Raw genomic sequence first — 25308 nt, 5'->3', positions numbered from 1 at the left:
TCAACAAGATTACAGACCCTGATATTGAAATATTTAGCTTTATTTCTGGGGATGAAACCGATAATAGAGCATCTGTTTGACTCTTTGACCACCTAGCAAATGATTTTCTATTAGTAGAGATACTTCATCGGGTCTAACACCGCTATACCAGACCATATCGGGTAATACCAGCACCATTGGCCCATTGCCACATTGCCCCAAACAGCTGCTAGCCGTTACTGTTACATCAGGAATTGGCAAAGCTGTAAAAGCTGCTAATACCTTGGCTGCACCTTGCTTTTTGCAGGTGCGATTTTGACAAACCCGCACACACTTAGGAGAAGAAGGTTGGTCTATTGTCGGAAAGTTTGATGGTTGAGTTATGTTGGTCATTTGTCTTTTGTCCTACCCTACGGGAAGCCGCTGGCGCGTCTATGTCATTTGTCATTCGTCAGTTGTCCTTTGTCAGTTGCCCTTTGCTAATGACTAATGACCAATGACTAATGACTAATGACTAATGACTAATGACTAATCTATTGAAAGTCCTTTGGAGGCTAGCCATTCAGGGTTGAATATCCGCGACTGATACCGGGAACCACTATCACACAAGATGGTGACAATGGTATGTCCTGGCCCTAACTGCTTTGCTAGGGCAACAGCTGCGCCAACATTAATACCTGTTGAGCCGCCCATTAACAGCCCATCTTTTCTCAGCAGTTGGTAAACTACCCGTAAAGCTTCTTTGTCATCGATTTGGATGGCATCATCAGCAGGTGCGCCTTCCATATTGGCTGTGACACGACCATTTCCGATACCTTCGGTGATGGAATTTCCTTCTATATTGATTTCGCCGGTTTTGACATAGCTATAAAGTGCGCTACCCAGTGGATCGGCAACAACGCATTTAACTGCTGGATTTTGTTCTTTTAAGTACAACGTCACACCAGCATAAGTACCACCAGTACCAGTTGCAGCTGTCCATGCATCTATTTTACCATCTGTCTGTTTCCAAATTTCTGGCCCTGTGGTTTCGTAGTGGGCGTGGCGGTTGGCTAGGTTATCAAACTGATTCGCCCAAATAGCATTTTCCAACTCAGCAGCGACTCTGCCTGATAGCTTGACGTAGTTATTTGGGTCTTTGTAGGGTACGGCAGGAACACGACGGACTTCTGCGCCTAATGCGATCAGTGCGTCTATTTTTTCTTGTGATTGGGTATCGGGAATAATAATTAGGCATTTGTAGCCTTTGGCGTTGCAAATATGCGCCAATCCAATGCCAGTATTACCAGCAGTTCCTTCTACAACAGTACCACCAGGTTTGAGTAAACCTTTTTTTTCTGCATCTTCGATGATGTAAAGTGCGGCGCGGTCTTTGACGGAACCACCAGGATTGAGAAATTCAGCTTTTGCGAGAATTTCACACCCTGTTTCTTCACTGAAGCTGTTTAAGCGAATCAGGGGTGTGTTGCCAACAGCGCCGACGAAGCCATTTTTAATATCCATTTTGACTATACCTGTGTGAGTATCTATAAAAATTTTGGCTTATAGCGATCGCATTTCCCTACTCAGCAATCCAATAATAATCATAGTTACCTAAGCGATCGCATCTGGCAGTGTGATATTTAGGGATTGCATAAACTGGTTATATTGTCGCCAATTAATTTAAGATTAACGCGATCGCATTTCCCTTCAGCAACTCAACAAAAATCATACTGTGCAACAATAGCTGTAGCTTAGTCGGAGTATAAACTATGGGCTGGCAACAGTACATTCATTCAGATCCTAAAATTCTGCTGGGTAAGCCGACTGTCAAAAGAACTCGTTTATCTGTAGAGTTCTTATTGGGTTTATTTGCTGCGGGATGGACAGAACAACAAGTGCTAGAAAACTATCCAACTCTTACCTTAGAAGCATTAAGGGCGGTATTTGTTTTTACAGCAGAGTGATTCGAGAAACGCTGTTGTCTGTACGCTGCTCACAGTGGGAAAATCTTCTAGAAAGTCGTCAAGGCGTTCGCGAAGCGTGTGCGAAGCACTCTCGCCTGCTTTGAGATAATCAATCAATGTTTGTACTGGTACGCGAGTTCCATAGAAAACGGGTGTACCAGAAAGAATTTCAGGAGAACTCTGTATTAGTTGAGGTTCCATATCGCATCTGGCAGTGTGATATTTAAGGATTTCATTAAGCTGGTTATATTGCCAGCAACTAATTTAAGATTAGCGCGATCGCATTTCGTCTCTGAGCAATCCAACAATAATCATAGTTGTTTACCGCCATACCTGAGCCAGCATCAGATCAAAATGAAAGTCATACGTCCACACTGGTAGCTTCATTTCTTCTGACAAAACGGCAGTGACAGCATCGCAGACGGTAATCCGTTGATCTGGAAAACTTGCAGCTTTTTCAACTGCTGCCATATATTGTTCCTGTGAAGGATTGACGAAATGAACTGCTCCTATACATTGTCTAGCAAAGTTAATCGCTTGTTCAGTTCCGAGACGATATAGCAAAAGATTATATGTTTCCAGGTAAACAGGAAAGGGAACTAAGATTATTAAATTTTCTGTATTTATACGTTGTAGTTCGGCTTGGGAGCGCTCATGATATTGGTCGTCTATATCTACAGCAGCATATAAAGGCCCAGTGTCAGCAATTACGGCTCTCAAGGTGTGTTTGGTGGCAATTACTGCAAAAACGTTTGTTCAGCTAGAATTTTATCGTGATTTACTGACGTATCTTTAAATCCGCTTCCCTTGGGTGCAGGAGTAAGGCGTAAACCTTGCTTTTGTGGAGGTAAATAACCACGTTGGCTGAGGAATTCTTCGAGGGCATTTTCTACGATAGCGTTAGCAGGTAAGGAAACTTCTTGATCGCCGATGTAAGCACTGAGAGCATTAGCGATCGCATCTGGCAGTGTAATATTTAGGGATTGCATAAGCTGGTTATATTGTCAGCAACTAATTTAAGAGTAGCGCGATCGCATTTTCCTTCAGCTTTCAGGGCTAGCTTGAGAAACGCTGTTGTCTGTGCATGGCTCACAGTGGGAAAATCTTCTAGAAAGTCGTCAAGGCGTTCACGAAGCGTGTGCGAAGCACTCTCGCCTGCTTTGAGATAATCAATCAATGTTTGTACTGGTACGCGAGTTCCATAGAAAACGGGTGTACCAGAAAGGATGTCGGGAGAAATCTGTATTAGTTGAGATTCCATATCGCATCTGGCAGTGTGATATTTAGGGATTGCATGAGCTGATTATATTGTCGTCAATTAATTTAAGATTAACGCGATCGCATCTCTCCTTATTCCTCCACCTCAAATTGACTACGGTTAAACAACCACCCATCGCCGACTATTTCCTCTAGACGTTGATTGAGTAGGGGGAGGAAATATTCTGGATCGTTTAGCCTTTGCTGAGTAAACCAATTACCAAACGCTTCCTCTGTTTCAATTCCTTGGGCACTTGCCGCACCTAATATAATTTTGAAACTATCCTCTTGAAGTTCCTCTAACTGGGGATGACCTTCACCTCGGCTGTTGCAAAAGAACATTGCCGTTGCTCCTAACACAGCTTCTAGTTCATCACCTTGAGACACTTTATTATATAAAACACGGATTAACTGAATGGTATCTACTAAAGGTGCTTGAATTCTCAGCGTTAACCAGATTGCTTGAGCTAGGTAAACTAAACCATTACTTTCATCCGTTACACCTAAATTACCCAGAACTGTTACCAAATCACTGTATGCACGAACCTGTGTAAATGCTGAAACAGCTTGCAGATTAAGCTCTAATTGCCTAGCTTTATCTCCAGTTTCACCAGCCATACAAGCCATATTATTGAGGGTAGCGGCTTTACCTTTGACATCGCCAATCTGCTCCTTTATTTCCAAGGATTGCTTCCAAAGTGCAATCGCTCTAGGTATGTCCCCTTGTTGGGCAATTACCCCTGCCATGTTGTTGAAGGTAGTGGCTTTACCTTTGACATCGCCAATCTGCTCAAATATTTTCAAGGATTGCTCCCAGAATACCATTGCTTTTGGGATGTCCCCTTGTTGGGCGATTACCCCTGCCATGTTGTTAAGGATAGTGGCTTTACCTTTGACATCACCGATCTGCTCCTTTATTTCTAAGGATTGCTCCCAGAGTGAAATCGCTCCAGGTATGTCCCCTTGTTGGATGATTCGCAATGCCATGTTATTAAAGGTAGTGGCTTTGCTTTGGACATCGCCAATCTGCTGAGATATTTCCAAGGATTGCTCCCAGAATACCATTGCTTTTGGGATGTTCCCTTGGTCGGCGATTACTGTTGCCATATTGTTGAGGGTAACTGCTTTACCTTTGGCATCGCCAATCTGCTCAAATATTTCCAAGTTTTGCTCCCAGAGTGAGATCGCTCCAGGTATGTCCCCTTGTTGGGAGATTCGCAATGCCATGTTGTTGAGGGTAGTGACTTTGCCTTGGATATCGTCAATTTGCTGAGATATTTCCAAGGATTGCTCCCAGAATACCATTGCTTTTGGGATGTCCCCTTGGTCGGCGATTCGCAATGCCATGTTGTTGAGGGTAGTAGCTTTGCCTTTGACATCGCCAATCTGCTCAAATATTTCCAAGTTTTGCTCCCAAAATGCAATTGCTTTTGCTATATTCCCTTGGTTGGCGATTCGCAATGCCATGTTGTTGAGGATACCTGCTTTACCTTGAATATCGCCAATCTGCTGAGATATTTCCAAGGATTGTTCCCAGAATACCATTGCTTTGGGGATGTCCCCTTGGTCGGCGATTCGCAATGCCATGTTGTTGAGGGCAGTAGCTTTGCCTTTGACATCGCCAATCTGCTGAGATATTTCCAAGGATTGCTCCCAGAATACCATTGCTTTTGGGATGTCCCCTTGGTCGGCGATTACCGTTGCCATATTGTTGAGGGTAGCCGCTTTACCTTGGACATCGCCAATCTGCTGAGATATTTTCAAGGATTGCTCCCAGAGTGCGATCGCTTTTGAAATGTCCCCTTGTTGGGCCATTACCTGGGCCATGTTGTGTAGCGTCGCAGCTTTTGTTTGCAATTCCTCTTCAGGGCAAAGGTCTATAGCTTGCTGATAATGAGCAACAGCCTCTTGCACAAAACCTAAAACCTCTTCGGCACGGGCAACAGTTCCCAAGATGCGGTAATCTTGAACAACTGCCAAGATTTGCTTACATAGCTCTAAAGCTTCTATAAAGCGGGAATTGTTCACCCAACGGTTTGCAATTATATCCCCAATGCTGACAGCGATTTTCTGCTCTTTCGCCAGTAATCCCAACCGCACAATTTCCAGTGCTTCTGCTTCCGTGAGGTTGTCATTTTCTTCCCACCAAACTTTATGGATTTCCTTCACCGCTTGCTGTTGCGTTGCTTGCCATTCTTCCTGAATCAACACTGTTTCTAGCAACGATTCTAAAATTGTCGTCACTCGATAATTAGCTGGCTGGGTGGGGTGAGTGGTAGCAGACTCAACTAAGCTAAGACTAACAAGCTTGCCCAAAACCCCCAGGAAATCAATTTCCTGGCTCATAGCTAAAGTCCATTCAAGCGGACTAGAAATTCCCTTTCCTAAATCCTCAGTCCTCTTCAGAGGACTTTCGCTATTAGCCTGGGACTTCGAGTCCCAGGCGTTAGGGTGGGAAGTCCAAGAAATAGCTCTCACAATCTCCTCCGTCACGGGCAAGTGAAACACACTCAAGCGTGCGAGAAACTTTTGTTCTTCCAATTCCAAAGCATCCAGCAGAGTTTGTGCCAAGATATTTTCGCGGAATTTTTGCTCAGTCGTCTCCAGCCGATTCAATAATTCATCCGCCGCTATTCCTGGTTGCTGAATCACCTCTAACAGCCACTTCAGCAACCGGGGATTACCATCGGCAATGTGGATAATCCTCTGAGTTCTTAACTGTTGCCTAACTTCTTTATCTAAAGGAAAGCAGATTTTATCAATATCACTACTGCTCATCGCTGCCAAAGATTCCAAGTGCAGGCGATGAGGTGGCAAGGTGTCTTCATTCAAATAACGACAGGTGACAATCAGCCGACTTTCTGCCGCGTTTTCCTCCAATGCTGCACAAATCGCCCCTAAAATTTCGTAAGCCTCTGCTGTCATCCGCAATGAGCCATCCTCAATATTAGCTGTGGGGATGTTTTGCTCAAAGTCATCCAGCACCAGCAGCAAAGGTTGGTTGTGTTCGTTTTCAATTGCTTCAAAAAAGTTTTGCAACCGTCCTTTCAGAGACACCTTTGGTTCGTTCAAAAGTGCAGGCACATCTGCAAATCGCTCATACTTATTAGAAAGCTTAGTCAGCAAACCTATCTCATCCAAAGGCCCAATCAACACGACTCGCGCAAAATTGGGACGCTGCGCCTGCACCCGCGTACATAACCGCGCCGCCAAGCTACTTTTACCCAGTCCACCCATCCCGGCAATAAACACGCCGATTTGGTCGCTAGTTTCCTGCAAAGCTTTGAGACACCGTTGCAAAGGTCGTCTGCGTCCCACAAACTCAAACCGACTGGCAACTTTAACTTGATTATTCTCATCCAAAAATTCTTGCTCTGACGGTGTAAACTTCAGCTTTTCACGATTTCTTGTTCTCAGAGGTGTTACCAGTTCTGCAATGGGGCGCGTATCCCGATACATCCGCAACAGATGCCAATCGGTGCATTTTTTCTCAATCATCTCCTCCTGCGCCGCTTTGACAGCCTGTTCAACAGTTGCCCCCGTCGCCAAAGCTTGATAAAGTGCCTGTGCCGCTACAATACCCGTGCGGTCATACACCGGACGCGCCCAGCCTAAAACTATACCTGCCCCCGCCTTCACCAATGCTTGCGCCATCGAGGGTACTGTCCCTTTGTTAGCAACCTGTCCCGTATGACAACCAGAGAGAAAAGTTACACGCGGCCAGCGTCCGCGAAAGGCTTTAGCTAAATCATTGACGGTAGTAAGTTGCATATTCCCCACCTCATCTTCAGTGATGAAACATGGGGTATTGTCTGCCAGTTTTGTACCTGTTGGCAGCAAATAGCCGTAGCTTTGTTGGGTATAAATTATCCCGTGTCCCGTGAGGTGAAAGATATCAAAATAGTCTTCTTCGTAGGATTTCACCAAATTGGCTAACTCTGCAACGGAGCCGCTTTCCTCGACAATCAAATCTATGGTCTGATTCTGATCTTTGATTGCTTGCAAAATATTCGCTTCTTCCCGCTCAAACCCTAGTGGCGGAACTCTGGGATCTTCAGGAGAAGTCGCCATAAACAGCAACCGCAACGGGCGATTTTGCACGCCAATTACTTGAGTTTGACGCTGCTGCACAGAACGCACTGGTAAGACGGAAATATTCTGGCGTTCTATTAAAAACCCTGCACCATCATGTAGCAATTCCCAAGGCAAATGTGCCAATCCCAACGCCACCCGTTCTGTTTCTGGGTTCAACCCCTGCGCTTCGCTGGTTTTAATCAAATCTAGATTAATCGTTTGCTCATCCGCCTCATCCAGGGACTTTCTCAGCCATCCTTCTCTACCATCCAGCCATCGATAAAGTTGCCGTCCCAACTGGATGAGATAGGGTAGATGATCTCTTTGTTGAGCATAATAATTTTGCTCACACAAATCAATCAGCTCTGCCAACTGTGCTTTATCCAAGCGGCGTGAACCATAATCACAGCGCAGTTCAAAAGTTTGCTGTTGACTGAGGGCGAAGGCAAAGTTTAGCGGCATGGTTTGCAAGGGTAGATTGCACAATAACCTTCACCGTATTATCAGTAAATTCAATCGTCAACAAAGCCAATGCCTTAATGGTTATCGGCGATAAGCTGGTACAGATCGCGTGACTGGCGAAGATACTGCATTGATGCGATCGCAGTTCAACTATAAAATCAGGACATTATTAGGGCTGTGGCTGTATTGATTGTTATATTCTGTCAAAACACAAGTCCATTCTGTCAAAACACAAGTCCATTCTGTCAGAACACAAGTCCATTTTGTCAGAACACAAGTCCATTCTGTCAGAACACAAGTCTATTCTGTCAGAACACAAGTCTATTCTGTCAGAACACAAGTCTATTCTGTCAGAATACAAGTCCATTCTGTCAGAACACAAGTTCATTCTCAACGATTTCTTGTCTAGCATCGTGCAATTACTGAGCTAGCAATCTAATCTTATTAAAAAAAACACCTCTTTTTGCAAGCTTTACTGAACCGCTACATTGTCCCATTGAGACACTCTAGAAAGATAAAGTTTAGTAAAAAGCATAGATTGATGCCACGCAAAACAAGAAGCTCTTTCGTGCTAGAAAAAACCGAAAAGAGAGTAATCGGATTTAAATCGATTGATTCTAGCCTTGACTTTGGTGATTCTATCAGTTTAAACAATTTAATCCAGTTAACCGGACAACTCCGCAACCAGATTGACCAGTATAATATGATGCTAACTGCCCTTGACTCGGCAAAGGCAAAAATAGAAACCCTTGAAAAGAGCATTTGCGAAACCTCTGAACGCTTAGTTAGTGGTGTGGTGTTGAAGTATGGCAAAGATAGCCGGGAATACGAAATGACAGGCGGGGTACGCAAAAGCGATCGCATTCGGAAAGCCACCATCACCCGGTTAAAATCTACCGCAGACTCAAAAGCGGCTGCTACACAGACAGTCTAATGAGCGACAAGTAGGCATAATTACACCGTGAATGATGCCTATTGCCTTGCATAGACGTAGCCCACCGCAGGCATCGCACGATCGCACCTTAATAGGCAATGGAAATTTAAATAGTAATTTTACTGGTGTTTTTAAATATTAATGTGAATTAAGATACAGCATGATTGATGAGTGAATGCTGATATCTTTTCATTGTCTTAGACGGGATGAATACCGATGACATCTGAGAGCGATCGCCAAAAAGAACTTGAACACCGGGAACGTTTATTACGGGAACGAGAAGTTGAATTGCGACTCCGGGAAATGGAAACCAACCTCCATGTTAACGATGCGGCTTTTCATCAAACTGTGAAGCATCAGCCAGAAAATTCCCAGAAACCTTGGATGAAAAAAGTGATTCTGGGTGGAAAGCTTTTTGCTCTTGGTGTAGTAGCACTAGTTGCAGTAAGAATAGCCTCAGTATTGGCTGGGTTTATTATTGTTGGTGCGCTGGGGTGGATGTCTTACAAATTATTTTTGGAATCTAAAAAAACCAATCTTTAATAAAGGTGTAACTTTTATGAGTAATCAGGTATCAACTGACAGATTTATCCAAGATTTAGAGCGAGTTGCTCAAGTGCGATCGGAGATGTCTGTATGTTTAAGTAAACTGGCTGAAACAATTAATCAAGCTGAGTTGGCTGGAGATTCCTCATCAGGAAAGCTCAGTTTAGAGCGAGATATTGAAGATATTACAATAGCTAGTAAAAACCTCCGCCAAGGTGTATTTCGCCTTTTGGTATTGGGCGATATGAAGCGGGGAAAAAGTACGTTTCTCAACGCCTTAATTGGGGAAAACTTATTACCTAGTGATGTTAACCCTTGTACCGCAGTCTTAACAGTTCTACGCTATGGGCCAGAAAAGAAAGTCACCATTCATTTTAATGATGGCAAAAGTCCGCAACAGCTAGATTTTCAAAACTTTAAATATAAATATACCATTGACCCGACTGAAGCTAAAAAACTAGAGCAGGAGAAAAAACAAGCATTTCCTGATGTTGATTATGCAGTAGTTGAGTATCCCTTAACGCTACTACAAAAGGGAATCGAAATTGTCGATAGTCCGGGATTGAATGATACAGAAGCGCGAAACGAATTATCTTTGGGTTATGTAAATAACTGCCATGCAATTCTGTTTGTGATGAGAGCTTCTCAACCTTGTACCTTGGGTGAGCGTCGCTACCTAGAAAATTATATCAAAGGTCGAGGATTGACAGTTTTCTTTTTAGTTAATGCTTGGGATCAGGTGCGAGAATCATTGATTGATCCTGATGATGTTGAAGAATTACAAGCATCTGAGAATAGATTGCGGCAAGTATTTAACGCGAATTTAGCAGAATATTGTACTGTAGAAGGTCAGAATATTTATGACGAAAGGGTGTTTGAGCTTTCGTCAATTCAAGCACTCAGACGACGATTGAAGAACCCGCAAGCTGATTTAGACGGGACTGGCTTTCCGAAGTTTATGGAAGCGCTTAATACTTTTCTTACCAGAGAACGTGCGATCGCAGAACTTCGTCAAGTGAGAACCTTGGCAAGGCAAGCTTGCAATCATACCCGCGAAGCAGTTGCAAGGCGTATACCATTACTAGATCAAGATGTAAATGAATTAAAAAAACGGATTGATTCAGTAGAACCTGAGTTTAACAAACTCACAGGTATCCGAGATGAATTCCAAAAAGAAATTATCAATACCAGAGATACTCAAGCAAGAACGATTTCTGAATCTTTCCGCAGTTACGTTTTAAACTTAGGTAATACCTTTGAAAACGACTTCTTACGCTATCAGCCAGAATTAAATCTGTTTGATTTTCTCAGCAGTGGTAAACGAGAAGCATTTAACACCGCACTGCAAAAAGCCTTTGAGCAATATATCACTGACAAATCTGCGGCTTGGACATTAACTGCTGAAAAAGATATTAACGCAGCTTTTAAAGAACTTTCTCGCAGTGCTGCACAATATGGCGCATCTTACAATCAAATCACAGACCAAATTACAGAAAAGCTCACCGGAAAAGACGTAAAAGTACATACCACTACTACTGCTGAAGAAGATAACTCTCCCGGTTGGGCAAAATGGGCAATGGGATTGTTATCACTGTCTAAAGGAAATCTTGCTGGTTTCGCACTAGCCGGGGCTGGATTTGATTGGAAAAATATCTTGTTAAACTACTTCACTGTAATTGGTATTGGCGGGATAATTACAGCAGTGACAGGTGTTTTACTTGGCCCAATCGGGTTTGCGTTACTAGGTTTGGGAGTAGGATTTTTGCAAGCAGATCAAGCCCGTAAAGAGTTAGTTAAAACGGCGAAGAAAGAGTTAGTTAAACATCTACCTCAAGTAGCACATGAGCAATCTCAGGTTGTATACAGTGCTGTGAAAGAGTGTTTTGACTCTTACGAAAGAGAAGTGAGTAAACGGATTAACGATGATATTGTCTCTCGCAAATCTGAATTAGATAATTTAGTCAAACAGAAACAAACCCGCGAAATCAATCGTGAGGGTGAGTTCAATCGTTTAAAAAACTTACAGGAAGATGTAATAGGTCAGTTGCAAAAAATTGAGGCGGCGTATAGCAATTTATTAGCTTACTATAGCTAATAATAGTTTATTACTTTCATTCTTAGATAAAAGCTAAAAATGCTTATAGGGAGGCTCTAAACTATGCCTCCCCTAACTATAAGTCAATACGATTCAGTTAACTGTTTTTTTCTTCTCTTCGCGTTCTTTGTGTCCTTTGCGGTTCGTTCATAATTGACTTTGGGAATTAGGAACGAACCGCAAAGGGCGCAAAGGACACAAAGAAATAAATCAAGCAAGAAACTTTGACGCAACCTAACAAAAAATAATGGTGTCAGAAGTTTAGTCTTAATAAGCTTGCCTATAAACCAATACGGTTCAGTTAAGCATTTTTTTATTCTCTCTGTTTCCTGTGCGCCTCTGCGGTTCGTTAACAAATTTAACCTTGATAAAGAGTTTTAGTCTTAACTGAACCGTATTAGCCTATAAACGATAAATTGCTCACTACGAACTAAAATTTTATTATATGTTTAATTATGCCTAGCATAAACATAATAATCTGAGTCAAAGCCTAGGAATTAAGAACTATGCAACAACAGTATGAAGGTTATAAAGATTTAGCAGATTCTCTTAAATCTGCATCTGCATTACTGAATTTAGAACGTAAATCGCAACTGCATCAAGATATAATTACCATTTGCAATCATCTCGTTAATCCTAGCTTCCGCATTGCGGTATTTGGCCCCTTTAATCATGGCAAGTCTACCTTACTGAATGCCATGCTAGGGAATCGCACCTTACCAATTGATTTAATCCCCACCACAGGCGCATCGATTATTGTCAAGTATGGCTCTGATGTGCGAACTCGCATCATGTTGGTAGATGGCACAGAAATCTATCGCAGTGGCACAGAAATTTTACAACAATTTGCAATTCTTGATGGCAATAGGCAGATGCGGAAAGATGTAGCATCTGTGGAAGTTTTTTGCCCGCATCCCTTCTTGGAAACGGGAGTAGAATTTCTTGATTTACCAGGAACTAATGATAGAGATGAACAAGATAATTTAGTTCGAGAACAACTTTTAGGTGCAGATTTAGTTATTCAATTATTAGATGCACGGAAGTTAATGACTTTAGGTGAACGAGAAAATTTGCGAGATTGGCTATTAGATCGCGGTATTAAAACAGTTATATTTGTTGCTAATTTTCTGAACTTACTCGAACCTGACGAGCAAAAACAAGTTCAAAATCGCTTGCTGTTTGTCGCAGAAAGCTTTCGAGCCGAATTACCTCCAGGTTTTAGTAATTTATATCGCGTCGATGCTTTACCTGCTTTAAGAGCTAGATTAAAAGGCGATGTTGCAGCTGCCAATAGTAGCGGGTTAGCGGCTTTTGAAACAGCGTTGCAAAATATTGTGGGGATTTTGCAACCAGATCGTGGTAGCGTGCGTTTGCCAAGAGTGCAAGCGATCGCTTCTCAAATCCAACTATCATTAAAAGCTAAAATTGACCCGATTGCTCTTGAAATAAAATCTTTTGATGATAAACAAAATAGTAAAATTGAAATTAAACAAAAAGCAGCTAACTTAATTTATAAAGGTTTCACTACCAGCATCGAAGAATTACGCGATTGGCTAGAATTACCCAAGCTACTCACCAAATATCAAGCTGATGCGGCAGTTGCCTTGGCAGAAAATAAATTTAAGGATTGGCAAACAAATATTCTTAAAAAAGACCTGAATCAATTACAATTATCTGCTGTGAAATGGCTTTATCAAGCTTACGAGTTTTTCCAAGAAGAACGACCGCAAGATTTATTAATTCCCTTTCCTAGCGAACCACAAGTAATACTACCCCCAAAGCCAAACAATAATGATGATTTGAGTGAACCTGGTTCCATCGCTGTTGGTGGTGGTATCGGTTGGTTGTTAGGCGGCCCAGTTGGCGCTGCTGTCGTCGGGAGTATTTCTTATTTATTAAACAAGAATATCCAAAAACAAGATGATCAATTAGCAAAGGAATCTTATCATCAGGAAGTTGCTAAACTTTGTATAACTGCAATTGAAGATTATTTTTCTAGTTTTAGCAGCCAAGGTTTATCTATTTTGGCTGAATATGAACGGCAAGCTGAAAAATTAATTTGCTTTCAATTCAGCCAAGAGGCAGGGGAAATTACTAATAAACGTGAAAATTTGCAGCAATTACAAAATGGTTTTAATCGGTTGCTACGAGAGTTAGAAAAGGTCAAAATACTCTCAAATCATCAACCTTATAAAGAAATACCAAAATACACAAATACCAATAGAAAATATTCACCACAGCCAGAAAGAGTTAAACTTTCCCCTGAAAAAGATCCTGTTATTAAGCAACAACAGGAAAAGACTGCTAAAAATAGTGGCACAAGGGTAGAATCTTTTTCTCCACCACCATCGCCAAAAGCTTCTCCGTCTCCGCGTCCCGAAGAAGTGGAGGCGAAATTTCGTGATTGGGAACTCAATGAGGAAATAGCGCGGATGAAAGCAGAGATGCAATCGCCTGGTTCCCGAACTAGCAAACAGCAAAATACAACTCAAAGCAATAAAGCACCCAGCCAACCAAAAGCCCAAACGGAAAAAGATAAGATTACTCGCGCCTACGGCATTTTAGGATTGCAAACAAATGCTTCTCAGGCTGAGGTAAAGCAGGCTTATCGAACTTTAGTAAAAAAATGGCATCCAGATTTGTTTGTGAATCAGCCGCAACTGCTCAAACAAGCACAAGAAAAAATGCACTTAGTTAATGATGCTTACACAATTTTGAGTGATAAATAAATAACAAGATACTGGACTTATTTAATAAGTTAGATTTCATCCTAATTTCATTTCTGGCTGCCAAGCTAATAAGTAAATATAGAATTAGGAAACTATGAGGTGAGACTTATGCAACTGCTATCTTTGAGGAATGGCTTTTTGGCGTTAACTTTTACTGCGATCGCTTCAACCAGTGCGTTAATGACAGGTTGTACTAGTACTGCTTCCCAAAACCAAAGCCAAGCAACAAAGGAAACCGCCACTAATGCTAACGACAAGCAAATGATGAACCACGGTGGTGGCATGATGAATCACAGTATGGGAATGGATTTAGGCCCAGCCGATGCTAATTTTGATTTACGATTTATCGACGCTATGATACCCCACCATCAAGGGGCTGTGGAAATGGCGAAAGAAGCACAGGTGAAATCAAAACGTCCTGAAATCAAAAAACTAGCAGACAATATTATCAAATCGCAAAACCAAGAAATCACTCAGATGAAGCAGTGGCGACAAGCTTGGTATCCCAAGGCGGGAGATAAACCAATGGCTTACAACAGCCAAATGGGCCACATGATGGAAATGTCATCTGACCAAATGAAAACTATGATGATGAGTCAAGATTTAGGTGTAGCTGATGCTGAGTTTGATTTGCGCTTTATCAATGCGATGATTCCTCACCACGAAGGGGCTGTAACAATGGCGCAAGATGCCTTAAGTAAGTCTAAGCGCCCTGAAATTAAGAAATTAGCCCAAGAAATTGTTAAAGCCCAAGAGATAGAGATTAAAGAAATGCAACAGTGGCGAAAAGCTTGGTACAACAAGTGAAACTAAGTCTCTGGGTGGGTATAGCAATCTTATGTAAGTTGGGAAAAGGAACGAACCGCCAAGTCGCCAAGTACGCCAAGAGAAAGAACAGAAAGAGCAACTATATATATTTGCGGTTGTGAATTTGGGGTAAGTGTTTGGTTGTTTTAGGAGTGATGTCTTTGACGGGCTACGCCTACGCAGCATAATTTCATCTTAATTTCATTTCTTAATGCCAGACTGGGTGGGGAGTGTATCTCAGATTGCAGAAGGTATTTTTTTTGAAAAATGCCTCAGCAGTGCAACGAATTATTGTATTTTCTCTGCCTCTGTATCCAAAGACTTTTGATAGCGATGCCTAACTCCTATTCCCAACGACTTACAGCTATCCTCTGTGTTTCTGGGACATTTTTCAATTTTTTGTTACTTACTATTCCCGCAGTTGTTTTAGCTCACGCTGGACACGGAAATGAATTTCAAGGGGGAAGTGAAACAACTGGTGCTAATGGTTCTATTCAAGTTGATGCCGAAACAGCTAAACGGCTAGGAATTAAAGTTGAATCTGTCAAACGCCAGCAGCTAGCTGTTGGAATTAAAACTACTGGACAGATTGAAACTCTACCCAGCCAAAAAGTGGAAGTAAATACGCCAATTTCTCAAGCAAAAGTGGTTGAGTTATTGGTGGAACCTGGTGTCATGGTGAAAAAAGGTCAACCAGTTGCCGTTATATCCAGTCCTGAACTGGTGGAACTGCGGGTTAACTCCCAGGAAAAACTTGCTCAAGGTCAGGCTGATTTACAGCAAGCCCAGGCTGATTTAAGGCTAGCTCAACAAAACCGCGATCGCTATCAACGAATAGCCGCAGCTGAAATAGCTCAAGCACAGAGCCAAGTGGCTTTTGCTCAAGAAAAGTTTAACCAAGATCAACGGTTAGTTAATGCTGGCGCTTTACCACGTCGTAATGCTCTTGAATCCGAAACTCAGTTAGCTCAAGCCAAAGCCGACCTTGCGAAAGCTGCTAGTCGTCGGGACGTTATTGAGGCAGAAAATCAGCTAAAACGCGCTGATTCAGCCGTTCAGGTCGCAAAGTCTCGTATCCAACTAAGTAATAGTATTTATCAAACTCGGCTTTCTCAATTGGGAACCCGCGCCAATGCTCAAGGACTTGTTACCGTGACATCTCCAATTTCCGGCAAAGTTGCCGACAGGGAAGTTACCCTCGGTCAATCATTTGAGGATGCGGGTGGGAAGTTGATGACGATTATCAATGACAGTCGCGTTTTTGCCACCGCGAATATTTATGAAAAAGATTTGAATCAGGTAAGAAATGGTCAACAGGTAAGGGTCAAAGTTGCTTCCATACCTAATCGTACCTTTATCGGACGAATTACCCGAATTGGTTCTGTGGTGGAAGGTGAAACACGAGTCGTACCGGTGCAAGCTGAACTAGAGAATTCTGGTGGAGTGCTAAAACCAGGAATGTTTGCAGAATTAGAAGTTGTTACAAACCAAGCATCACCAGCCATATTAGCAATTAAGAGCGCGGCTATAGTTGAAGCCAATGGCAAAAAACAGGTTTATGTACAAAATGGCAACGCCTATCAGCCTGTTGAAGTTACTTTAGGTCAAACCTTTGGGGATATGGTTGAGGTCAAAACTGGCTTATTCGAGGACGATTTGATCGTGACAGTGCGATCGCCTCAACTTTATGCTCAGTCTTTGCGTGGTAATACTAAGCCAAAAGTAGATGAACACCCAGAAAATCCTCGACAAACTACAAGAGAGCCAGTACCACTGTGGCTGTTGGGAGCAGGAGCCGCATTAACCCCGTTCGCTTTCATTGCAGGTGCTTTTTGGTCTAATCGTCGCACCAATCAACTTCAACCAGCACAGGACAACGTAAATAAACCACCCATTTGAAATGTCTAAAACCCTTACACCATCTTAATTACGAATTACGAATTACGAATTACAAATAATGCTGAGTGCGATTATTAAATGGGCGATCGCCCGCCGTTGGTTAATCATGCTGGGTACAATTGTCCTAACACTTTGGATATTTCGGACAATCATCCAAATGCCGTTGGATGTTTTCCCTACCTTTGCACCACCCCAAGTTGAAATTCAAACTGAAGCACCAGGACTAGCACCAGAAGAAGTTGAATCTTTAGTAACTTTACCAATTGAAAGTGCGATTAACGGTACTCCAGGAATTACAGCAGTACGTTCTTCTAGTGCGTCGGGAGTTTCCGTTGTCAAAGTAATTTTTAACTGGGGAAGCGATATTTATCAAGCTCGCCAATTGGTAACAGAGCGATTGCAACAGAGTTCTAGTAAGCTTCCTGAAGGAGTGGAAACGCCACAAATTTCTCCCACCAGTTCCCCCATCGGTACTGTACTGGAATACGCCTTTACTTCTGAAAATACTCCTTTGATGGAAGTGCGGCGCATTGTCGATTGGCAAGTAACAAATCGCCTTTTAGCTGTTCCAGGTGTTAGTCAGGTTGTAGCCTATGGTGGCGATACTCGCCAATATCAAGTATTAATTGATCCAGATAAGTTACAAGCCTTTAATGTCACTTTAGAAGATGTGCAAGAGGCTGTATCTGCTGCCAATGTTAATGCACCGGGCGGTTATTTAATTACCCGCGATCGCGAAAAATTAATTCGAGGTATTGGACGGATTGAATCTATTGAAGACTTACAGCAGTCAGTAATTACTGCGCGCAACGGTACACCTGTAAAAATATCTGATGTCGCTGATGTCCAAATTGGTGCAGCTATCAAACGGGGTGATGGCAGTTTTAACGGTCAAAAGGCAATTATCGTGATGATTAATAAACAGCCTCAAGCCGATACTCCTACTGTTACCCGTGCCATAGAAGCGGCGATGTCAGAAGTAAAATCTGGCTTACCCAAAGATATTAATATAACTCCTACCTTCCGACAAGAAAACTATATTGATTCTTCCATTGACAATGTTAGAGAAGCTTTGATTGAAGGCAGTATTATTGTTGCAATTATCCTGATTCCATTTTTGATGAATTGGCGGAATCTAGCTGTTTGCCTAACTACCCTGCCATTATCTTTACTAATAGGATTACTATTACTTAATTGGCTAGGACAAGGTTTAAATACCATGACTTTGGGAGGATTAGCAGTATCAATTGGTTCAGCCGTTGATGATGCAATTGTCGATGCCGAAAACGTCTATCGTAACCTGCGAGAGAATAAATACTCTGCCAACCCACGACCAGTTTTAGATGTAGTGTTTTCCGGTTGTCAAGAGGTGCGTGATTCACTTTTTGGAGGCACTATAATCACCCTAGTTGTGTTCTCCCCAGTTTTTGCTTTAGCTGGTGTAGAAGGTAGTATTTTTATCCCAATGGGATTAGGCTATATAGCGGCAGTTATCGGTTCTAGTATCACAGCGTTGACAGTAACTCCGGCATTATGTGCAATCTTATTACCTTACGGTAACTTGCCAGAAAAGGAGCCTTGGATAGCAAGATTTTTTAAGAAGCTTTATCATCCTCTCTTAGCATTTTCTATACGGCATTCTGGAATTATTTTAACCCTAGCTGCTGCCAGTTTAGTAGCAGCTGCTGTGATTGCTCCCTCCTTTGGAAGAGTGTTTCTACCAGAATTTCAAGAACAAACTTTGGTGAATACCCTAACTCTTTATCCTGGTGTATCTTTGGAAACTACCAATGCAGCTGGAGAAGCAATTCAAGACGCGCTGAAGGGAGACTCTAGATTTCCTTACGTGCAGTTGCGTTCTGGACGTGCGCCTGGTGATGCAGATGCAGCAGGGGTAAATTTCGGACATTTGGATATTGAATTGAGCAAAGCAGCGATGGAAGACAGGGAGAAAACTATTAAAAAGCTGCGGGAAGAGTTTGCTAAATTACCAGGGGTAGCACCGAATATTGGTGGTTTTATCTCTCACCAGATGGATGAAGTTTTGTCTGGTGTGAGAAGTGCGATCGCTGTCAAAATTTTCAGTTCAGAATTAGAGCAACTCCGCATCATTGGGAGCCAAGTAAATGAGGTGATGAAAAGCGTTAATGGAATTGTTGATTTGCAACTTGAGCCTCAAGTACCAGTCGAACAAATACAAATTAAGTTCAACCGCCAAGCTGCCTCTCGATATGGTTTAACAGCAGGAAAACTTTCCCAAATTATTGAAACTGCCCTCAATGGAAAAGTAGTTTCCCAAGTCTTGGAAAAACAACAAACTTTTGACTTAGTTGTGTGGTTAAAACCAGATGCACGTCAAAATTTGGATACCATTGGCAATTTATTAGTTGATACTCCTAACGGCCAAAAAATTCCCTTATCACAAGTTGCCATCATTAACAATGGTACAGGGCCAAATACGATTAACCGGGAAAATGTTTCCCGCTTGATTATTGTTTCTGCTAATGCTAGCGGTAGAGATTTGCGTTCCATTGTCAACGAAATTCGAGATAAAGTTAACCAACAAGTGCATCCTAGCTCTGGTTACTATATTCAATATGCAGGGCAATTTGAGGCGCAAGAACGAGCCACTCAAAATATCTTAATTTCCAGTGCGATTGCCTTTGTTGTCATTACGGTAATTATGTATCTCTCAGTCAAATCTATCCCTTCAACCATCATGATTATGATTAACTTACCTTTGGCATTAGTGGGAGGAGTATTTTCAGTAGCTTTGACAGACGGAGTTATTTCTATTGCTTCCTTAGTTGGCTTTATCACTCTATTTGGAGTTGCCACTCGTAATGGTTTGCTACTGGTAGATAATTACAATAGCAAATTTGCTCAAGGGATGCCTCTTAAAGAAGTGCTTATTAAAGGCTCAATGGAACGGCTTAACGCTATTTTAATGACGGCTTTTACCTCAGCTTTAGGGTTAGCACCATTAGTAGTTGACAGTGGGCCTGGTAAAGAAATTTTGCAACCCCTTTCGATAGTAGTGTTGGGTGGCTTATTTACCTCTACAGCATTGACTCTGTTAGTTATTCCAGCTCTGTATTCTCAGTTTAGGAAGTTTTTGGTTCCTAAAAATACTATGCTTTTACAAAATATTGATGTAGCCAAATACCCAGTATAATGAATAAGATTTTCTGTTTTTACGTCTTAGCTATTAATTGTTTTAATACGGAGTAAATCAATGATTTCACTAAAATCAAGCTTAATTGTTATAGGAAGTGTAGGGCTGCTTTTTTTGGGGGCTTGTAGTAACAGTAATCAAGCAGCTAATACAGAAAAAAGTCCAGCTATTTCTACCTCAAATGCCAATTCCCCAGCTTCACCTGTTGCCAAAACATCTAGTCAGCATGGTGAATCTAAAGGAGGCCAAGTTGTGGAAACAGGAGCCTATCATTTAGAGTTTGTACCTGAGAAGGAATTAAATGGAACTCACATGGATTTCTATTTGCTAAAAGGCGACAATCACGAAGCAATATCTAATGCTAAAGTGAAGGCTAAAGTTCAGACACCTGATGGAAGCCAGAAAACTTTAAACCTTACTTATGATAAAGAAGGTAAACACTATACTGTTTTGCTGCCAGAAAAATCTTCAGGTCAATATCAAGTGAAAATGCTTGTAGATATTGATGGCAAAAAAGTAGATGGTCGTTTTAGTTTTAATAAGTAAATCTGTAAGCATTTGCTTGCTTCTTTTTGCGTCCTTTGCGTCCTTCTCCCTTGGCGTTAGCCTCTCCCTTTGGGAGAAGGGTAGACGCTAACGTGAATGCGGTTCGTTAATAAAAATTCACTTTTACAAAAAATTTCAACCTTAACTAAACCGTATTAGGAGGCACCCAAATTTCATCTTGATTTCATCTGTCTCTGTCAAGCTAGTTAATAAGAGATTTATTTTTAAAAATGAGTCTGAGACTAGATTAACAAGATTGATTTATGAGAGATTTGAAATGCTGAAAAAATTCATTTTTACAACTGTGGTTAGTTTGACACTTACAGCTTCATTTTCTGCTGTCTATGCAAGTCAAATACCAGATACTAAGAGTTTTCCTCATATTCTTAGCACAGTGCAATTTCCTCAGACTAAATGGGGAATTATTCGGCATACTTTCAAATTGGAAATTCCTCAAAATAGTAGTGCTATTACCCAAATAAATATCGATGTTCCACCGGGTTTAACTGTAAAAAATGATTTCAGTATTTCTGACCAATCTGGTCGAAAAATTCAGGCAAATACCACTGTTAACGGTAACAAGATTGCGATCGCTTTTGTCCAAGTTGTTGCCCCTGCGAATATACTCAATATTGATATGAATAGGGTCAACCGAAGGGGAACTTCAAATGCTTGGCTCTACCGAGTTTCTGCTAAATTTGTTGGTAGTGATGCAGAAATTCCCGTAGGTGTAGCCCAGTTTCGGATCTACTAATCTACAATTTTTGATGGTAAATCATAGATTTTTAACCCTTGCTTTGAGGAGGTGAAGGTGGTTCTTAGGATATCAATCTAGGAGATACAAATTAATAGTTGGCCGATAAATTATATGAGAGTACTGCTAATCGAAGATGAGCCAGATTTGGGTTCGGCAATTAAGCGTACCTTGAATCTGGAAAAGTATGTAGTTGACTGGGTTTTAGATGGTGATGAGGCATGGGATTATCTAGAAAACCAGTGGACGCAGTACACCCTGGCTATTATCGATTGGATGTTGCCAGGATTGTCTGGGTTAGAACTGTGTAGTCGGCTACGAACACGACGTAATCCTCTGCCAGTTTTGATGTTGACAGCTAAAGATCGGATGGAAGATAAAGTTGCTGGACTAGATGCAGGTGCTGATGATTATTTAGTGAAACCCTTTGGTATGGCGGAATTGTTGGCGCGGTTGCGTGCTTTGCAGAGGCGATCGCCCCAATTTCAATCCAAGGAATTAACTGTTGGCAATCTGACTCTCGATTACAGCAAAGGCACGATTGTCAGTCAGAACCATCAAGGGGATAAACAGGTTATTCCTTTAACTAATAAAGAATTCCAGCTACTAGAGTATTTTATGAAGCATCCGCATCAAATTGTCACAACTGAACAGATTCGCAATCAGCTTTGGGAGGTGAGTGCAGAACCCGTTAGTAATGTGGTGGCGGCTCAAATACGTTTGCTGCGCCGCAGATTAGCTAATAGTGGTTGTGGGAACCCCATTGAAACTATGCATGGTGTGGGATATCGTCTCAATCTCACCGATGAATCAAAATAAACTTTTTAACTTAACACGCCTGCGTTTGGCTCTATGGTATGCAATCGTCATGGCTGTGATTTTAAGTCTGTGCGGATTCGGCGTATACAAAGCCGTATCCCATGCCCATTGGGTAGCATTAGACCGAGAACTGGAATCTGTCGCCGGAACAATACACGACAGTATCGAACTGAAACTAAAGCAACCCGGACACATTGAACCAGTTGTACAGCAGCTTTTACCAAATATTTGTCTGATTGGTGAAAGATGTATTCAACAGCAATCAAGTTCTAAAAAGCATATCCTCAGCGCCATCCATCAAGGCTACTACTATGTACGTTTTTTTGATAATTCAGGACGCTTGATTGCGATCGCAGGTTCGCATCCAGATGAACTTTCTCTAGTCTTTAATAAAAAACTTTGGCAAACCCTCAAAGATAGCAAAGGCAAGCCATACCACCAAATTTCTTTTGGACTGCACACTCAAGATAATCATGATTGGGGATATATCCAAGTCGGGCGAAGTCTGGAAGATTTCAATAGTTATCTGGATGCTGTGAAATTAATTTTAGTCGTGGGATTACCTACAACGATGGTTGTGGTTAGTATTGCTAGTTGGTGGTTAGCAGGATTAGCAATGCAACCTATCTATCAATCTTATAGACAAATCCAACAATTTACAGCCGATGTCGCACATGAATTGCGAACACCTTTAGCTGCAACACAAGCAACGGTGGAATCAGCTTTGTTGATACCGAAATTGGATGAAATCGAAGCGCGGGACATTCTACAAACTATAAACCGTCAGAATCATCGACTTACTTCTTTAGTTGTAGATTTACTCCTGTTAGCTCGTTTAGATCGGCAAAATATCCCATTACGACATGAAGTATGTTGCTTGAATGATATTGTCAACGACTTAGTAGAGGAATTTGCAGCGATCGCCTTTTCTGCTCAAGTGTCACTCACATCTGCAATCAGAGTCGAGCAACCTCTAAATATCATAGGCGATTCTGACCAACTCTATCGTCTGGTTTCTAATTTAATCATCAATGCAATTCAATACACGCCACAATCTGGAAAAGTGACTGTTGTCTTAGATCGCAGTGAAAATTATGCTGTGATTCAGGTTAAAGATACAGGTATTGGTATTCCTCAGCAAGAACTGACTCAGATTTTTGATCGCTTTTACCGAGTGAATAGCGATCGCTCTCGTAAAACTGGCGGTTCTGGATTAGGGTTAGCGATCGCTCAGGCAATTATTCAGTCACACCAAGGTAGTTTAAATGTGCAGAGCCAATTAGGTAAAGGTAGCACTTTTACTATTCAATTACCCTTAGATGTCACACCAATTTCCCAATTTAAATTGCTGTATCGTCGCCAGCCTAAATTTAAATAAAATTTTATTACCAAACTTTACTCATATTCAAAATAAACCCAGGTAATACCGACTCGCCGTTTACACTAGCAGGATTATCCAAACATTCCTCTGGCAATCCAGGACGATAAATATAAACTTTACGTTGCTTACGGTCAATCAACCAGCCTAACTGTATTCCCGACTCATTCATATATTCCTCCATTTTTTCCTTCAAAGTCTGGAGGTTATCGCTAGGAGATTTGAGTTCGACTACAAAATCTGGACAAATGGGAGCAAACTTTCGCTGCTGTTCTGGAGACAGAGCATTCCACCGTTCTAGTTTAATCCAGGAAGCATCTGGAGAGCGTTCTGCACCTGTTGATAGCTTAAATCCGGTACTAGAGCTAAAAGTTATACCTGTACCATCTTGTTCTGACCAAACCCATAGCTGTCCTGAGATATTAACTTCTCGGTTTCCTGTCTCTGAACCAGTAGGAGGCATAATTACCAATTCTCCGAATTTATTTCGCTCAATGCGTAAGTCACGATTCACCTGACAGAACTCAAAAAATTGTTCGTCTGTCATTTGCATTGATGATGGAATTTGCAAAACTAAAGGGGATGAGAACATAGGGATTTCCTCCAGGTTCGGATGCCTAGCCGACTAACTATATTCTCACGCAAAGAAACAAAGACGCAAAGTTATATCTTTGCGCCTTTGCTTTTTATCCGAAATCATTCTCAGATTTACTTGTTAGGCTGAGGAGTCATCCGCAAATAGGGTTTGATTTCCTCGTAACCTTTGGGGAATTTCTCTTTAAGTACTTCTGGATCTTTGAGTGAGGGGACAATTACAACATCCTCTCCATCTTTCCAGTCAGCTGGTGTCGCCACGCTGTAATTATCAGTCAATTGCAGAGAATCAATTACCCGCAAAATTTCGTCAAAGTTACGTCCCGTACTGGGAGGATAGGTGAAACTTAGGCGGAGTTTCTTATTGGGATCAATCACGAAAACCGATCGCACTGTCACAGTCGCATTAGCATTGGGGTGGATCATATCATAAAGCTCAGAAACCTTACGATCCGCATCCGCCAAAATTGGGTAGTTAAGGCTGGTGCTTTGAGTTTCTTCAATGTCTCCAACCCAGCCTTTGTGAGATTCTACGTCATCAACGCTGAGTGCGATCGCTTTGACATTGCGCTTGTCAAATTCTGGTTTGAGCTTGGCAACTGTGCCGAGTTCTGTTGTACAAACAGGTGTAAAATCAGCAGGGTGAGAGAACAGCACAACCCAGCTGTCACCTGCCCATTGGTAAAAATCGATGTCGCCGTGTGTTGAGGCTTGCGTAAAGTTGGGTACTGTGTCACCTAGACGGAGAGCCATGTGAGATTCCCTGTAGTTAGAAAGGCATATATATTCTAGTATGTCATCATGACATAAAACCCCGATTTCCCAATCGGACTTTAGCAGTTTGAAACAAAATTTTAGGTTGTCAGCGCTCTCAGATCAGTGATTAAAAGGAGGTCAAAACTATTGACTAAAGTACACATATATGCTTTGGTTTATTATTTTTTCCCTATAGGTTTTTCTTTACATAGAAGATTGCAAATATCAGGGTGATAAGTATCTAGGCATAAATAAATTTATTGTTTGTAGTAAGGACTTTAGTCCTGATAATCCTTGCTCTGAGCGATAAATCGCTCACTACAAACTAAAAGTTTATTTTATATTTAATTATGTCTACCTACTTAGCTGACTATAGGCTTTGTAGGTTGGGTGCAGCGATAGCGTAACCCAACATAAAATTTGGTAGTAATGTTGGGTTGCGTTTCATTCCTCAACCCAACCTTGTATCTTAGAAATAGTAGTAGACCGTCCCAACCTTGGTCAAGAAAGACCGCTTCGTAGCATGGGTCACTACAACAATCTCTTTGACAGAACTCG

The 25308-nt window shown here is 41.7% G+C and carries 22 protein-coding genes; 12 read left to right on the top strand and 10 right to left on the bottom strand.

Annotation, left to right across the window (positions count from 1 at the left end):
• Positions 1-39 precede the first annotated feature (39 nt).
• Positions 40-372, bottom strand: coding sequence for a (2Fe-2S) ferredoxin domain-containing protein (locus H6G86_RS26920; RefSeq protein ID WP_190936881.1), 333 nt, complete (start codon positions 370-372; stop codon positions 40-42).
• Between the two features lie 135 nt (positions 373-507).
• Positions 508-1482 (bottom strand): cysteine synthase A, encoded by a 975-nt coding sequence (locus tag H6G86_RS26915; protein ID WP_190936880.1) that lies wholly within the window; start codon positions 1480-1482, stop codon positions 508-510.
• 248 nt (positions 1483-1730) lie between these two features.
• On the opposite strand from H6G86_RS26915, the gene H6G86_RS26910 reads away from it, so the two are divergent.
• On the top strand, positions 1731-1925 hold the full coding sequence (locus H6G86_RS26910) for a DUF433 domain-containing protein (protein ID WP_190936879.1): 195 nt from the start codon (positions 1731-1733) through the stop codon (positions 1923-1925).
• On the opposite strand, the gene H6G86_RS26905 is transcribed toward H6G86_RS26910, so the two are convergent.
• From H6G86_RS26905 to H6G86_RS26885, 5 genes are all read right to left on the bottom strand, one after another.
• Positions 1893-2126: a DUF433 domain-containing protein gene (locus H6G86_RS26905; protein WP_190936878.1), complete on the bottom strand. Its 234-nt coding sequence runs from the start codon at positions 2124-2126 to the stop codon at positions 1893-1895. The two genes, H6G86_RS26910 and H6G86_RS26905, sit on opposite strands and share 33 nt — an antisense overlap.
• Positions 2127-2246: 120 nt before the next feature.
• Positions 2247-2645 carry a type II toxin-antitoxin system VapC family toxin gene (locus H6G86_RS26900; RefSeq protein WP_190936877.1) on the bottom strand — a complete coding sequence of 133 codons (399 nt, stop codon included), beginning with the start codon at positions 2643-2645 and terminating at the stop codon, positions 2247-2249.
• A 17-nt stretch (positions 2646-2662) separates the two neighbouring features.
• Positions 2663-2914: a hypothetical protein gene (locus H6G86_RS26895; RefSeq protein WP_190936876.1), complete on the bottom strand. Its 252-nt coding sequence runs from the start codon at positions 2912-2914 to the stop codon at positions 2663-2665.
• The gene (locus H6G86_RS26890) at positions 2902-3186 is read right to left on the bottom strand and encodes a DUF433 domain-containing protein (RefSeq protein ID WP_190936875.1); all 285 of its coding nucleotides are present in this window, start codon (positions 3184-3186) and stop codon (positions 2902-2904) included. The genes H6G86_RS26895 and H6G86_RS26890 overlap by 13 nt, the downstream gene beginning before the upstream one ends.
• An 89-nt stretch (positions 3187-3275) precedes the next feature.
• A complete protein-coding gene (locus tag H6G86_RS26885) occupies positions 3276-7718 on the bottom strand; it encodes a tetratricopeptide repeat protein (RefSeq protein WP_190936874.1) in 4443 nt (1480 codons plus the stop codon).
• Between the two features lie 541 nt (positions 7719-8259).
• Between H6G86_RS26885 and H6G86_RS26880 the strand changes: the two genes are divergently transcribed.
• The 11 genes from H6G86_RS26880 to rppB all read left to right on the top strand — a co-directional run bounded on the left by H6G86_RS26880 (position 8260) and on the right by rppB (position 23400).
• Entirely contained in the window at positions 8260-8652 is a 393-nt protein-coding gene (locus H6G86_RS26880) for a hypothetical protein (RefSeq protein ID WP_190936873.1), read from the top strand.
• 216 nt (positions 8653-8868) lie between these two features.
• Positions 8869-9195 (top strand): DUF3040 domain-containing protein, encoded by a 327-nt coding sequence (locus tag H6G86_RS26875; protein ID WP_190936872.1) that lies wholly within the window; start codon positions 8869-8871, stop codon positions 9193-9195.
• A gap of 16 nt (positions 9196-9211) precedes the next feature.
• Positions 9212-11293, top strand: coding sequence for a dynamin family protein (locus H6G86_RS26870; protein ID WP_190936871.1), 2082 nt, complete (start codon positions 9212-9214; stop codon positions 11291-11293).
• Between the two features lie 506 nt (positions 11294-11799).
• Positions 11800-14022, top strand: a complete 2223-nt coding sequence (locus H6G86_RS26865) for a dynamin family protein (RefSeq protein ID WP_190936870.1) — start codon at positions 11800-11802, stop codon at positions 14020-14022.
• Between the two features lie 108 nt (positions 14023-14130).
• Positions 14131-14829, top strand: coding sequence for a DUF305 domain-containing protein (locus H6G86_RS26860; RefSeq protein ID WP_190936869.1), 699 nt, complete (start codon positions 14131-14133; stop codon positions 14827-14829).
• Between the two features lie 333 nt (positions 14830-15162).
• Positions 15163-16728, top strand: coding sequence for an efflux RND transporter periplasmic adaptor subunit (locus H6G86_RS26855; protein WP_190936868.1), 1566 nt, complete (start codon positions 15163-15165; stop codon positions 16726-16728).
• Positions 16729-16786: 58 nt separating this feature from the next.
• Positions 16787-19903 (top strand): efflux RND transporter permease subunit, encoded by a 3117-nt coding sequence (locus H6G86_RS26850; protein WP_190936867.1) that lies wholly within the window; start codon positions 16787-16789, stop codon positions 19901-19903.
• 60 nt (positions 19904-19963) lie between these two features.
• On the top strand, positions 19964-20449 hold the full coding sequence (locus tag H6G86_RS26845) for a hypothetical protein (RefSeq protein ID WP_190936866.1): 486 nt from the start codon (positions 19964-19966) through the stop codon (positions 20447-20449).
• 277 nt (positions 20450-20726) lie between these two features.
• Positions 20727-21203 carry a hypothetical protein gene (locus H6G86_RS26840; protein WP_190936865.1) on the top strand — a complete coding sequence of 159 codons (477 nt, stop codon included), beginning with the start codon at positions 20727-20729 and terminating at the stop codon, positions 21201-21203.
• Between the two features lie 114 nt (positions 21204-21317).
• Complete coding sequence (gene rppA, locus H6G86_RS26835; protein ID WP_190936864.1) at positions 21318-22022, top strand: two-component system response regulator RppA; 705 nt, start codon at positions 21318-21320, stop codon at positions 22020-22022.
• Positions 22009-23400, top strand: a complete 1392-nt coding sequence (gene rppB / locus H6G86_RS26830) for a two-component system sensor histidine kinase RppB (protein ID WP_190936863.1) — start codon at positions 22009-22011, stop codon at positions 23398-23400. Before rppA ends, rppB begins: the two co-directional genes overlap by 14 nt.
• Positions 23401-23407: 7 nt before the next feature.
• Here the strand turns inward: rppB and H6G86_RS26825 are convergent, their stop codons facing one another.
• The 3 genes from H6G86_RS26825 to H6G86_RS38410 form a co-directional block, all read right to left on the bottom strand.
• Complete coding sequence (locus H6G86_RS26825) at positions 23408-23992, bottom strand: Uma2 family endonuclease (protein ID WP_190936862.1); 585 nt, start codon at positions 23990-23992, stop codon at positions 23408-23410.
• Positions 23993-24108: 116 nt separating this feature from the next.
• On the bottom strand, positions 24109-24747 hold the full coding sequence (locus tag H6G86_RS26820; protein WP_190936861.1) for a peroxiredoxin: 639 nt from the start codon (positions 24745-24747) through the stop codon (positions 24109-24111).
• A 365-nt stretch (positions 24748-25112) separates the two neighbouring features.
• On the bottom strand, positions 25113-25308 hold a 196-nt coding region (locus tag H6G86_RS38410; protein ID WP_206758448.1), incomplete at its 5' end, for a hypothetical protein.

It is taken from the genome of Nostoc sp. FACHB-133, from assembly GCF_014698055.1.
GTDB lineage: Bacteria > Cyanobacteriota > Cyanobacteriia > Cyanobacteriales > Nostocaceae > Nostoc.
The sequence above is the reverse complement of the archived record's forward strand: the minus strand, read 5'-3'. Positions and strand labels throughout refer to the sequence as shown.

What these genes read in the sequence shown, in the direction of transcription:
- H6G86_RS26890 (WP_190936875.1), bottom strand. Translation starts at nt 3,186, where the DNA reads ATGGAATCTCAACTAATACAGATTTCTCCCGACATCCTTTCTGGTACA.
- H6G86_RS26855 (WP_190936868.1), top strand. Translation starts at nt 15,163, where the DNA reads ATGCCTAACTCCTATTCCCAACGACTTACAGCTATCCTCTGTGTTTCT.
- H6G86_RS26860 (WP_190936869.1), top strand. Translation starts at nt 14,131, where the DNA reads ATGCAACTGCTATCTTTGAGGAATGGCTTTTTGGCGTTAACTTTTACT.
- rppA (WP_190936864.1), top strand. Translation starts at nt 21,318, where the DNA reads ATGAGAGTACTGCTAATCGAAGATGAGCCAGATTTGGGTTCGGCAATT.
- H6G86_RS26820 (WP_190936861.1), bottom strand. Translation starts at nt 24,747, where the DNA reads ATGGCTCTCCGTCTAGGTGACACAGTACCCAACTTTACGCAAGCCTCA.
- H6G86_RS26915 (WP_190936880.1), bottom strand. Translation starts at nt 1,482, where the DNA reads ATGGATATTAAAAATGGCTTCGTCGGCGCTGTTGGCAACACACCCCTG.
- H6G86_RS26840 (WP_190936865.1), top strand. Translation starts at nt 20,727, where the DNA reads ATGCTGAAAAAATTCATTTTTACAACTGTGGTTAGTTTGACACTTACA.
- H6G86_RS26875 (WP_190936872.1), top strand. Translation starts at nt 8,869, where the DNA reads ATGACATCTGAGAGCGATCGCCAAAAAGAACTTGAACACCGGGAACGT.
- H6G86_RS26905 (WP_190936878.1), bottom strand. Translation starts at nt 2,126, where the DNA reads ATGGAACCTCAACTAATACAGAGTTCTCCTGAAATTCTTTCTGGTACA.
- H6G86_RS26865 (WP_190936870.1), top strand. Translation starts at nt 11,800, where the DNA reads ATGCAACAACAGTATGAAGGTTATAAAGATTTAGCAGATTCTCTTAAA.
- H6G86_RS26825 (WP_190936862.1), bottom strand. Translation starts at nt 23,992, where the DNA reads ATGTTCTCATCCCCTTTAGTTTTGCAAATTCCATCATCAATGCAAATG.
- rppB (WP_190936863.1), top strand. Translation starts at nt 22,009, where the DNA reads ATGAATCAAAATAAACTTTTTAACTTAACACGCCTGCGTTTGGCTCTA.
- H6G86_RS26910 (WP_190936879.1), top strand. Translation starts at nt 1,731, where the DNA reads ATGGGCTGGCAACAGTACATTCATTCAGATCCTAAAATTCTGCTGGGT.
- H6G86_RS26920 (WP_190936881.1), bottom strand. Translation starts at nt 372, where the DNA reads ATGACCAACATAACTCAACCATCAAACTTTCCGACAATAGACCAACCT.
- H6G86_RS26870 (WP_190936871.1), top strand. Translation starts at nt 9,212, where the DNA reads ATGAGTAATCAGGTATCAACTGACAGATTTATCCAAGATTTAGAGCGA.
- H6G86_RS26845 (WP_190936866.1), top strand. Translation starts at nt 19,964, where the DNA reads ATGATTTCACTAAAATCAAGCTTAATTGTTATAGGAAGTGTAGGGCTG.
- H6G86_RS26885 (WP_190936874.1), bottom strand. Translation starts at nt 7,718, where the DNA reads ATGCCGCTAAACTTTGCCTTCGCCCTCAGTCAACAGCAAACTTTTGAA.
- H6G86_RS26880 (WP_190936873.1), top strand. Translation starts at nt 8,260, where the DNA reads ATGCCACGCAAAACAAGAAGCTCTTTCGTGCTAGAAAAAACCGAAAAG.
- H6G86_RS26850 (WP_190936867.1), top strand. Translation starts at nt 16,787, where the DNA reads ATGCTGAGTGCGATTATTAAATGGGCGATCGCCCGCCGTTGGTTAATC.
- H6G86_RS26895 (WP_190936876.1), bottom strand. Translation starts at nt 2,914, where the DNA reads ATGCAATCCCTAAATATTACACTGCCAGATGCGATCGCTAATGCTCTC.